Raw genomic sequence first — 11,129 nt, 5'->3', positions numbered from 1 at the left:
ATAAAATCTAGTTAATTTTAACATTTCATTGAACTACATGAAAAAGCAGTTCATCTATATTTATATACACTCTAACGATAAAATTATGAAAAAGCGTGCATTGTATACCTATTTTTTCGTTGTACTGCTCTTTGAAGCTTGTGGCCAGGCCGTTGACAAAAATATAAAATCACCTGTAACTAATTCATTTACAGAGTCTTTGATTATTAAAGATCTTCAAAATCCATGGGGAATGGCTTTTTTGCCCAATGGGGCAATTTTAACAACTGAAAAGGCTGGAAAACTCATCCTATTTCAAAATGGTTCAAAAATAGAAATAAACAATTTACCAGATATTTTAGTGCGTGGGCAAGGTGGATTTATGGACGTGGAATTACATCCAAATTACGAAGAAAATGGCTGGATATATTTTTCTTATTCCTCTTCAGAAGGTAATGGAAGTGGAGGCAACACAGCTATTATGCGAGCAAAATTAGATGGGAATCAACTGAAAAATAAGGAACTGTTATACAAAGGCGTTCCAAACACCAGTAAAGGACAACATTGGGGTTCAAGAATTGAGTTTGATAATGATGGGTATTTGTACTTCTCCATCGGTGATCGGGGCAATCGAGATGTGAACCCACAAGATATTACTAGAGATGGAGGGAAGATTTACCGAATTCATGATGATGGGCGCATACCTCATGATAATCCCTTTGTTTCAAATTCTAAGGCTAAAAATGCTATTTATAGTTACGGACATCGAAATCCTCAGGGATTGGTTAAGAATCCCTTTACAGGGGAGATTTGGAACCATGAACACGGCCCCAGAGGCGGTGATGAGATTAACATTGTCAAAAAAGGTAAAAACTATGGTTGGCCCGTAATTACTTATGGCATCAATTATAGTGGCACCAAAATCACCAATGAAACTTCCAAAAAAGGTATGGAACAACCCTTGCACTATTGGGTACCTTCCATTGCTCCTTCAGGAATGACATTTGTTACCTCAGCTAAATACCCGGATTGGGAAGGAAATCTTTTGGTGGGTTCTTTGGCTTTTCAATATTTGGAGCGATTGGAATTCAAAAACAACAAAGTGGTATATCGCGAAAAGCTCTTAGATGGTTTAGGCCGAGTTCGTAGTGTTCGGCAAGCTCCAGATGGATTCATTTATGTTGGCGTAGAAGGCAAAGGCATCTATCGATTGGACCCAAAATAAGTGGATATCTCTATTCTGAACCCTTTCTCTTTATAAGAGAAAGATATTTGGAGAGTTCGTCTTTTGCCTTTGGAAACAAAAACAATAGCCCTATAATATTTGGAAATACAAGAGCAAGTATCATGGCATCTGAAAATTTGATTACGGCGTCTAAAGTTATGGCAGCACCTAATATTGTAAATACCAAGAATAATATTTTATAAATCAAGTCAGATAATTTTCCTCTTCCGAATAAATATTTCCAAGCTTGTAATCCATAGTATGACCAGGAAATAATAGTCGAAAAAGCAAATAAAATCACAGCTAATACCAACACATAAGACGAACCTGGTATAGTACTTTCAAAAGCCCTTGAAGTTAAATTGACACCCCCCATTCTTGATCCATCAGACATTAGTGCCTGTTGATTAATGACATCACCATAAACAAAAGCGCCGTCAATATTAAAAATAATGATTACCAAAGCTGTTATTGTACATATTAAGACAGTATCAATAAAAGGCTCCAATAAACCGACCAATCCTTCAGAGGCAGCAAACTTTGTATTTACGGCAGAGTGTGCTATGGCCGCGGAGCCAGCACCGGCCTCATTTGAAAATGCTGCTCTTCTAAAACCCTGTATCATAACACCTATGAAACCGCCAGTTATGGAGGCCCTTGGTGTAAATGCATCTGAAACAATCAAACCTAAGGCTTCTCCAATTTTATCAAAGTTTGAGAAAATGATAAATAAAGCTGCTGCAACATAAAGAGCAGCCATTAAAGGAACAACTTTTTCAGTAACCTTGGCTATGCGTTTTATACCGCCGATAATAACGATTCCAACAAAAATTGCAAATAAAACTCCTATGATTGTACCGGTGTTTGCACCCTCTAACCCAAATCGGGTGATGATTTGGGCTGCGGCCTGATTTGTTTGAAACGCGTTACCTCCACCTAAAGACGCACCAATGCAAAGTACGGCGAAAATGCCCGCTAGTATTTTGCCCAAATGAGCAAGTCCATTTTCTTTAAATCCACGAGAAAGGTAATACATTGGGCCGCCGTAAACGCTACCTTTTTCATCAATGTCCCTATACTTTACCCCTAAGGTACATTCCACAAATTTAGAAGACATGCCCAATAACCCAGCAACTATCATCCAAAAGGTAGCACCTGGTCCCCCAATGGAAATTGCCACTGCCACCATCGCAATATTCCCAAGCCCAACTGTACCTGAGACTGCTGTTGTCAAAGCTTGAAAATGATTTACTTCACCATAGTGACCTTCATTTTTTATGGTGCCTACAATATCATCTTGTGATACCTCTTCAAGGTAATCGAACTTACCACGCACCACTTGTATTGCTGTTTTAAAATGAAGGATATTTATAAACTTGAAATAAACCGTAAAAAACAAAGCCCCAGTAAGCAACAGTATTAAAACCATTGGTATTCCAACACCAAAAATTACAATTTTAGAAAAAATTAGGTTCTCCCACCAAATGGCAAATGGCATAAAGCTGTCATTTATTTGTTCATCTAGGCCTTTTGCCTCCGCTCTTACAATAGTCGGGAAAACCATAGTAAGTAAAGCTAAACTACATTTTAATTTAGTGGAAAAACCTAATCGCATAACGCTCGTTTTATGATTTAAGCAAGCAAATTGAAAAGTATATTTTTGAAGAGTTGAAAAAGTCAGAAAAAAATTGAATTTGTCAGTAAGTCAACTTCCGACGTTTTAATAAAAAAGAAGGCTAAAGCTTAATGTTTTTAGGGTCTAAACGCAAACGTATTTTACGCTCTCTCTTTTTTGAAAGTTCAAAGAGTGTTTCTTTCAAAGGAATCAAATGGACTTCCTTACTCCAATTACCCTTACCGAACAGACCATCCAACAAAGCGAAAAGAAGACGTTTGACTTCATTATAATCACTAATATCATAGTTTTTTCCTCTGATGGAATGATTCTTAGGTTTTATTTCTAACCAGCCATTTGCATCTTCTTTTCGCTTTATTGCAAATAAATGAAGTAAGTCGTATTGTGAATTGGTCAATTTTATACTTTTTTCTTTATCTCCCATGAATCCATTAATCAAAAGGATGCGTTCAATTTTATTTGCACTTCGGTTTATCCTTAATTCAAACAAAAGTCTTTCTACCGAAGGGATATGATTTTCAGATAGTTCTTTTACCCAACTCAACGCCAAGGCAAAGAATATCATAATTAAAGAGGTCTTAAAAATGGCAGAGAACAAAGTGACGTTTATAGGGGATCCCATCAGTTTATAAAACTGTGCTAACAATGTAATCAAAATACAAAGCAGAGATAGGTAGGCAAGCGATTTTAAACGCCTTTTGGCAAAAGAATACCAAAGTACGCTCCCTAAAAATATTAGGGTTAATAAGGCATAATATACATCAAGTTCGTTGACAAATTCTGACCTCCCAAAAACTATTTTATTAATAGTCGGTAGTAAACAAAAAAGAAATGGCAAGCCTACAATAAGATTCCAATATTTAGACTTAATAACAGGCTGCAAAAAATTAGGCAAATAACGAAACCATGGGAGTGCCAATAAAATAAATAAGCTGTTGAATAATGAGAGTACACTGCGAAAGCCATCAACAATATTAGTATCTAATTGTGCTTGTTGAGCAAAATAGACTTCGACCAAACCTGAAATACTCCAACATAAAACCGAAAGTGCCAACCACACTTGTCCAAAGTCATTTTGCTTTTTTCCTATATGCCACCATATTGACAATAGCGCTACAAAAGCAAAAAGACAAGTACCAAACTGCCACCACCCATAAAAAAGAAATGTTTCGTTCACGGAATCAAAAATCTGAGCTTATAAATTGGCTACATCCAAATATAGCAAATCAAAGATTGCACTTAAGTATTGTATTATAGTGAAGCTTTTACTTTGCCTGCTTTTTTTGCTACTGATTTTCTTTTATCGTTTGATAACCTTATCAGGTGAGGAGGCAACCATTTTTTCAAATCTTCATCATTTTTTGCCCATATTGCAAGGGTCTCCATAGTTTGGCTAAGTACTATCCAATCTTGATGATGTATCAGATTATTTTTCATGATTTCAGTAGCATTTTTAATCTGATTTGCCGACATATCGTTTTTCAGTTGCAGGAACAATTGTGACAAAGTCCATTGAGTCGAGGCTTGATCTATTTTAGAAATCTCATTTAAAAATCTATCTATAAAGGGAATAAGGAGCTTTTTATTTGCTTTACAGATTCGTTTCATACCATTAGAAACCCGCAACCGAACAACTTCATCGGTGCTAAAGTAACAATGGAACAATTCATCAAATAAACTCGGATCGTTTAAAATTTCTTCGACAATTTCAACAGTATTTCCTAATGAATTTGGATGTCCTCCTTTTAAACGTTCTTCAAAATTGCTCATTATTTTATGCCCTTAATCGCTTCACGCACCGAACCGTATTTCTTCAAAGCCTTTTTTGCATCAGCATATTCTATATTTAAGGCCTCAACCAAATAGCGGGTACCACGATCTACCAATTTGTTGTTACTCAATTGCATGTCCACCATTTTGTTTCCTTTGACCCGCCCAACGCGTATCATAAAAGCTGTAGATATCATATTCAAAGCCAGTTTTTGACTGGTTCCACTCTTCATACGGGTACTTCCAGTTACAAACTCAGGACCTACGTTCATAGCAATGGGAATATCAGCTGCTTGAGCCAAAGGGGCACCAGGATTATTTGTAATACCTGCAGTTAAGATTCCGTTTGCTTTGGCGTCAGCTATACCACCCAAGACATAAGGAGTGGTGCCTGAAGCTGCAATACCCACCAATACATCGTTCGTATTAATGTCGTAATCCTGTAAATCTTTCCAAGCTTGTAAGGTGTTGTCTTCAGCGAATTCTACCGCTTTTCGAATCGCGCCATCACCTCCGGCTATAATGCCAATGACCCTATCATGTGGCATTCCAAAAGTTGGGGGAATTTCAGAAGCATCCAAAATACCTAATCGTCCGCTTGTTCCAGCACCAATATAAAACAAGCGTCCGCCTTTATCGAAACGTTCCACTAAAGCTTCAACCAATTTTTCGATATTTGGAATTACTTCGGTCAAGGCATTTGCCACCTTCTTGTCTTCTTCGTTCATTTTTTGAAGTAGCTCTAATGTGGATAGTTGGTCCAAATCTTCATGCAATGAAGATTGCTCCGTAATTTTAGTATAGCTCATAGTTATAAAAGACGTATGTTTTGGTTTTTAAAAGCTAGCAATTGATTGTGTGAGGGCTCTAATTCGGTAATCATGGTGTCAATGGTATTTATACCACAAGTTTTATATCGGTGCTGCGAATTCAATTTCTCTGAGATACACAATAGCACCGCTTTTTTTGATGCAGCAATAACTGCTTTCTTGGTTTGAACAATATCCCAGTCGAATTCAGTAAGCCCATAATCGGCATCAACATATCCAGTACCGATAAAACTATAATCCACTTTAATATCAGAAAGATTATGAATGGTATTGGAACCCATAGCTATTTGAGCATCTTTAGACAACTTTCCGCCAATGAAAATAGTTTCTACATTAGGTTTGTTCAATAATTCACTGGCCACCGGCAGGCTGAGCGTGAAACAGGTCAAGTTAATGGAAGGTGGCAGTAAACGAGCAAGTTCTAAGCAAGTGGTGCCTCCGTCTATTAAAACAACACTGTTGTCCGTTAATAAGTTTACAGCCTTTTCGGCTATCTTGGTTTTCTTCTCTAAGGCATATACATTATTTCGTGCCGGGCTATAATTGGCAAAACCTAACGAAACTGCACCGCCATGTACTTTTCGCAGTTTATTCTCAACGTCCAGTTCTTTGACATCTCTTCGAACAGTATCGATTGAAACATCTAATTTTTCCGCAATATCAGTAAGTTGAATTCTATTGTGCAATTCAACCTCATTTAAAATAGTTCGCTGGCGCTCTTCTTTTAGCATATTTCTTATTCTAATACAAAGATATGCAAATCCTTTTATTGCTGTTTTAATCCCTATTAATATTAATTAAATATTAAATATTGCATAAAACCGCATTTAAAAATGCAAAAAACAGCAAATAATTATATATTTGCCCCAAGTAAACGCATAAAGTCGCAATTTTTAATCGTATTAATAATACCTATGCAAACCATAACAGCACCTAAAAAAAGCTTTGATATCTCTTACAAACCTGTAGGGCAGTTCGAAGAAACCCGTTTTGAAAAAATTCATAATGTGATTTTTGAAAGCTCTAATCAGGCCTCAATAATCGTCGCCCAAGAAATCGCACGCCTCATTAGAAAAAAGCAGCTGCAGGGACTACCTTGTGTTTTAGGCCTTGCCACGGGCTCATCACCCATTCGGGTTTATGAAGAACTCGTACGCATGCATAAAGAAGAAAGCTTAAGCTTTTCAAATGTCATTACCTTTAATCTAGATGAGTACCTTCCAATGGAGAAGAACAATCGTCAAAGCTACTGGTATTTTATGCATGAGCATCTGTTTAACCATGTGGATATTGCCCCTGAAAACATTAATATTCCCGATGGCACTCTCATCGGAGATGATATTATACCATATTGCTTGAACTATGAGCAAAAAATAAAGGACTATGGTGGTCTTGATTTTCAACTCTTAGGTATTGGTAGAACGGGACATATTGGATTCAATGAACCGGGCTCACATTACAATTCGGGTACAAGGGTAATTACCTTGGACCATATCACCCGAGTTGACGCTGCACCATCATTTTTAGGTATCGATAACGTGCCAAGGCGGGCAATAACCATGGGGATTTCAACAGTACAGAACGCAAGAAGAATAGTGCTTTTAGGATGGGGACAGAACAAAGCGGATATCATCAAAAAAACCGTCGAAGGTGACATTTCCTCAGAGGTTCCAGCTACTTACTTACAGCGACACCATAACTGTACTTTTGTATTGGACAATGGGGCAGGCAGTAAACTGACCAGAAACAAAACTCCATGGTTGGTTGATGAGTCTTGTGAATGGACAGACACCTTAACGGCCAAGGCTGTTTTATGGTTGAGCATAACCTTAAATAAATCTATTTTAAGCCTAACCGATAAAGACTACAATGATAACGGCATGTCGGGTTTATTAGCCCAACAAGATTCTTATGATTTGAATATCAAGATGTTCAACAGGTTACAGCGCACTATCACCGGTTGGCCTGGTGGTAAACCCAAAGCAGATGATAGCAATAGACCTGAGCGCGCCCAACCTATTCAAAAAAGAGTTATCATTTTCAGTCCACACCCGGATGATGATGTCATTTCCATGGGAGGGACTTTTGACAGACTCGTAGAACAAGGACATGAGGTTCACGTTGCCTATCAAACCTCCGGAAACATTGCAGTAACTGATACAGAGGCCCTAAAATTTGCTGAAGTCTTAAATACGGTCAATCCATCCAAAGAGAGTAAATCACTAATAAGTGCTATTACCACCAAAACAGAAAGTAAGGTTGATACTCTTGAGGTTCGGAAGCTAAAAGGAAGCATCCGGCGAGGGGAATCTTATGCTGCCACGCGATACCTAGACCTTCCAGATGAAAATGTTCATTTTCTCGATCTTCCATTTTATGAAACGGGAACAGTCAAAAAGAACAATTTGACTCAAGATGATATAGATATCATGATCAATGTAATTAATGAGATTAAACCGCATCAGATTTATGCGGCAGGCGACCTTGCAGATCCACACGGCACCCATAGTGTTTGTTTGGATGCCGTTTTTGCAGCCTTAGATACTTTAAAAGAAGAGCCCTTTATGAATGACTGCTGGGTTTGGTTGTACCGAGGAGCTTGGCACGAATGGGATATCCATGAAATCGAAATGGCTGTACCTATGAGTCCTGCTCAAGTTCTTAAAAAACGAAATGCGATATTTTGCCATCAATCACAAAAAGATGGTGTCATGTTTCAGGGTGATGATACTAGGGAGTTTTGGATGCGTGCAGAGGAACGTAACAAAAATACTGCAGAAAAATACCGCAAATTAGGACTTGCCGAATATGCTGCCATTGAAGGCTTTGTCCGTCATCACTTTTAAGTGATGTAAAACTATTACATTAGTAGAAACTGTAGCCAATGATTCAAAAAAACAAGTGGGCCTGGGCCTGGGTACCCATACTCTACTTTACGCAAGGGCTTCCGTATGTGATGATTGTTACGGTATCAGTCATCATGTACAAGAAACTGGGCATCAGCAATGCCGATATTGGACTCTATACCAGTTGGCTCTATTTACCTTGGGTGATCAAACCGCTTTGGAGTCCATTTTTAGACCTCATCGGTACAAAAAGAAACTGGTTTCTATTAATGCAATTAATCATTGCATTGGCATTTTTAGGGGTAGGCCTATTGCTACCTACCAATATTTTTTTCGTTACTACATTGGCCTGTTTTTGGATGGCAGCTTTTGCTTCTGCAACCAATGACATCGCGGCCGATGGGTATTATATGATTGGGTTAACCCAAGAGAAACAATCCTTTTTTGTTGGAGTACGAAGTACTTTTTACAAACTCGCCAATGTTACTGGCCAAGGTTTGTTGGTCATTATGGCTGGATTTTTAGAAAACCATTACGGGGACAATACCAAAGCATGGTCCATGACCATGCTGGCAGCAGGAGTTTTAATGTTGGTCTTGACCATTTCGAATTTCTTTGCGACACCAAAATATGAATCATCTGATGCCATAGAAAAACAGAAAGCGACTGGTTTTTTTGAGGTTTTTAAGTCTTTCTTCACCAAGCCCAATATTGGTATTGCATTAGCTTTTATCTTGTTCTTCCGTTTAGGAGAATCTCAATTGGTAAAAATGGCTTCCCCATTTTTGCTGGATTCCAAAGAAGTGGGTGGATTGGCTTATTCCACTGCCGAAGTAGGCACTATATATGGTACAATTGGGGTGATTATGCTTACTATTGGTGGAATTTTAGGTGGAATTTTGATTTCTAGAGATGGATTGAAGAAATGGATGTTCCCTATGGTTTTGTCATTGAACATTCCTAATGCATTTTATGCCTTTTTAGCGATTACCAAAACTTCTAGTCTAGCAGCAGTTATCACTACCGTAGTTCTGGAACAATTTGGTTACGGTTTTGCAATAGCAGGTTTTATGGTATTCCTCATTTTTGTTGCCGAAGGCATGTCAAAGACCTCGCATTATGCCATCGCTACAGGATTTATGGCATTAGGTATGATGTTGCCAGGATTGGTAAGCGGTTATATTCAAGAATGGTTGGGTTATGACGGTTTCTTTGTTTGGGTGGTATTGGCAGCCATACCATCGCTGCTGTTATTAAAATATATTAAATACCCTGCCGATTACGGAAAAAAAGGAACGACAAACGATGACTAATTTACTTCCTCTTGTACAAGCAAGAACCCAGCTAAGCTTAAAAGAAAAAGTAGGGCAGTTTTTTATGCCTGCCGCTTTTATCAATGATACGGAAGAAGAGGTCCAGAACATGGAACAACTTATCCGTACTTGTGGTATTGGCTCCATTTGCTTTTTTCATAGTCGTGCCAGCGCCGCCACAAATTATGAAGGCAAAAAGAAAGTGGTCTATAATGCAAAGAGTTTGGACAGGCTCAAAGAGTTGATTTCAAGATATCAAGAAGCATCAAAACACCCATTATTGATAGCCATTGATGCGGAATGGGGCTTAGCTATGCGCATTGAAGAAACACCACAGTATCCATACGCTCTGACCTTAGGAGCCATTAAAGATCATACCGAGCTTATTTCGGAGGTGGGCGAACATATTGGTGAAGATTGCCGTAGAGCAGGCATTCATTGGAATTTATGCCCGGCGGTGGATATCAATAACAATCCGGATAATCCGGTTATTGGATACCGTTCTTTTGGTGACCAACCTAACACGGTAGCTCAAAATGCCTTGGCCTTTATCCAAGGGATGTCAAAAAGTGGGGTTCTGAATTCCATCAAACACTTTCCCGGGCATGGCGATACCGCTGTAGATTCCCATTTGGGATTACCTCGAATAGATAAGTCGAAAGAAGAACTATTGGCCAATGAGCTGTATCCTTTTAAAAAATTGATAGCCCAAGGAGTGGATTCGGTTATGGTAGGGCATTTGGCCGTATCTGCGTTAAGTAAAAGTGAGACAAGGTCTTCGACCCTATCAAAACTGATGATTGCAGGAGTCATTCGTAAGGAATTTGGTCACTCTGGTGTAGTCATTACGGATGCTTTGAACATGCACAGCGTTTCAAAGTTGTATGATACCAAAGGGCAACTGGAGTGGGAAGCTTACGAAGCCGGAAACGATGTCTTGTGTTTTGCAGAGTATACTGAAGAAGGTATTGAGCTAATTCTTAAAAATGCATCAAAGAAGGAAATCGAAAACAGTTTTGAACGTGTATGGTCGCTTAAGGAGAAGGGATTTCAAAGTTCAGCCCAAAACCTTGCTTATGATTATCAGGGCTTGATGAAGACTTTAGCAGCAAAAACTTTGACCTTGGTCAAAGAAAAACCAGAGGCTATTGAAAAGTTTCATCAATCCGGGTTTCAATTCACTCAAGTAGGTAAAAAAGAACATAACACCTTTGGGGAAGGCATCAAAAGCAATCAAAAGAATGAGGAGAATACTGTCGTTGCCATATTCCCACCAGAAATGAAACCAACAAATCGTTTTGGACTTTTAGAAGACGATATTGAGAAGGTAAATGGTCTTATTGCAAGTACGAACTGTATTGTTTATCTCTTTGGAAACCCCTACGCATTAAGACTATTTAATTGGGAAAAGGCAACAGCCGTTGTTGTTGCGTATCAAGATTTTGATATTTTTCAAGAAAATGCTGTAGCTCATTTTTATGGACGAATTCAAGCCGAAGGTGACTTACCAGTTAAATTGTAATGTTGCTT

The 11,129-nt window shown here is 38.4% G+C and carries 9 protein-coding genes; 4 read left to right on the top strand and 5 right to left on the bottom strand.

The genetic code is table 11. The features are described 5' to 3' along the window. The first annotated feature begins 85 nt into the window (after nucleotides 1-85). Entirely contained in the window at nucleotides 86-1,204 is a 1,119-nt protein-coding gene (locus RM706_RS08310) for a PQQ-dependent sugar dehydrogenase (protein WP_311350592.1), read from the top strand. Between the two features lie 10 nt (nucleotides 1,205-1,214). Here RM706_RS08310 and RM706_RS08305 read toward each other — a convergent pair whose 3' ends face one another. The 5 genes from RM706_RS08305 to RM706_RS08285 form a co-directional block, all read right to left on the bottom strand. After that, nucleotides 1,215-2,819, bottom strand: coding sequence for an alanine/glycine:cation symporter family protein (locus RM706_RS08305; RefSeq protein WP_432264971.1), 1,605 nt, complete (start codon nucleotides 2,817-2,819; stop codon nucleotides 1,215-1,217). A 121-nt stretch (nucleotides 2,820-2,940) separates the two neighbouring features. Continuing rightward, nucleotides 2,941-4,017 (bottom strand): hypothetical protein, encoded by a 1,077-nt coding sequence (locus tag RM706_RS08300; protein ID WP_311350591.1) that lies wholly within the window; start codon nucleotides 4,015-4,017, stop codon nucleotides 2,941-2,943. A gap of 74 nt (nucleotides 4,018-4,091) precedes the next feature. Beyond that, a complete protein-coding gene (locus RM706_RS08295) occupies nucleotides 4,092-4,610 on the bottom strand; it encodes a hypothetical protein (RefSeq protein ID WP_311350590.1) in 519 nt (172 codons plus the stop codon). Continuing rightward, entirely contained in the window at nucleotides 4,610-5,419 is an 810-nt protein-coding gene (gene murQ, locus RM706_RS08290) for an N-acetylmuramic acid 6-phosphate etherase (RefSeq protein ID WP_311350589.1), read from the bottom strand. Before murQ ends, RM706_RS08295 begins: the two co-directional genes overlap by 1 nt. 2 nt (nucleotides 5,420-5,421) lie before the next feature. Continuing rightward, nucleotides 5,422-6,171, bottom strand: a complete 750-nt coding sequence (locus tag RM706_RS08285; RefSeq protein WP_311350588.1) for a DeoR/GlpR family DNA-binding transcription regulator — start codon at nucleotides 6,169-6,171, stop codon at nucleotides 5,422-5,424. A gap of 183 nt (nucleotides 6,172-6,354) precedes the next feature. On the opposite strand from RM706_RS08285, the gene nagB reads away from it, so the two are divergent. From nagB to RM706_RS08270, 3 genes are read left to right on the top strand one after another with little or no spacing between them, the layout of a single operon-like run. Continuing rightward, complete coding sequence (nagB, locus tag RM706_RS08280) at nucleotides 6,355-8,286, top strand: glucosamine-6-phosphate deaminase (RefSeq protein WP_311350587.1); 1,932 nt, start codon at nucleotides 6,355-6,357, stop codon at nucleotides 8,284-8,286. 38 nt (nucleotides 8,287-8,324) lie between these two features. Next, nucleotides 8,325-9,599, top strand: coding sequence for an MFS transporter (locus RM706_RS08275; RefSeq protein ID WP_311350586.1), 1,275 nt, complete (start codon nucleotides 8,325-8,327; stop codon nucleotides 9,597-9,599). Then, on the top strand, nucleotides 9,592-11,121 hold the full coding sequence (locus RM706_RS08270; protein ID WP_311350585.1) for a glycoside hydrolase family 3 protein: 1,530 nt from the start codon (nucleotides 9,592-9,594) through the stop codon (nucleotides 11,119-11,121). The genes RM706_RS08275 and RM706_RS08270 overlap by 8 nt, the downstream gene beginning before the upstream one ends. Nucleotides 11,122-11,129: the final 8 nt, after the last annotated feature.

Source organism: Croceitalea rosinachiae (genome assembly GCF_031846445.1).
Taxonomy (GTDB): domain Bacteria; phylum Bacteroidota; class Bacteroidia; order Flavobacteriales; family Flavobacteriaceae; genus Croceitalea; species Croceitalea rosinachiae.
The sequence above is the reverse complement of the archived record's forward strand: the minus strand, read 5'-3'. Positions and strand labels throughout refer to the sequence as shown.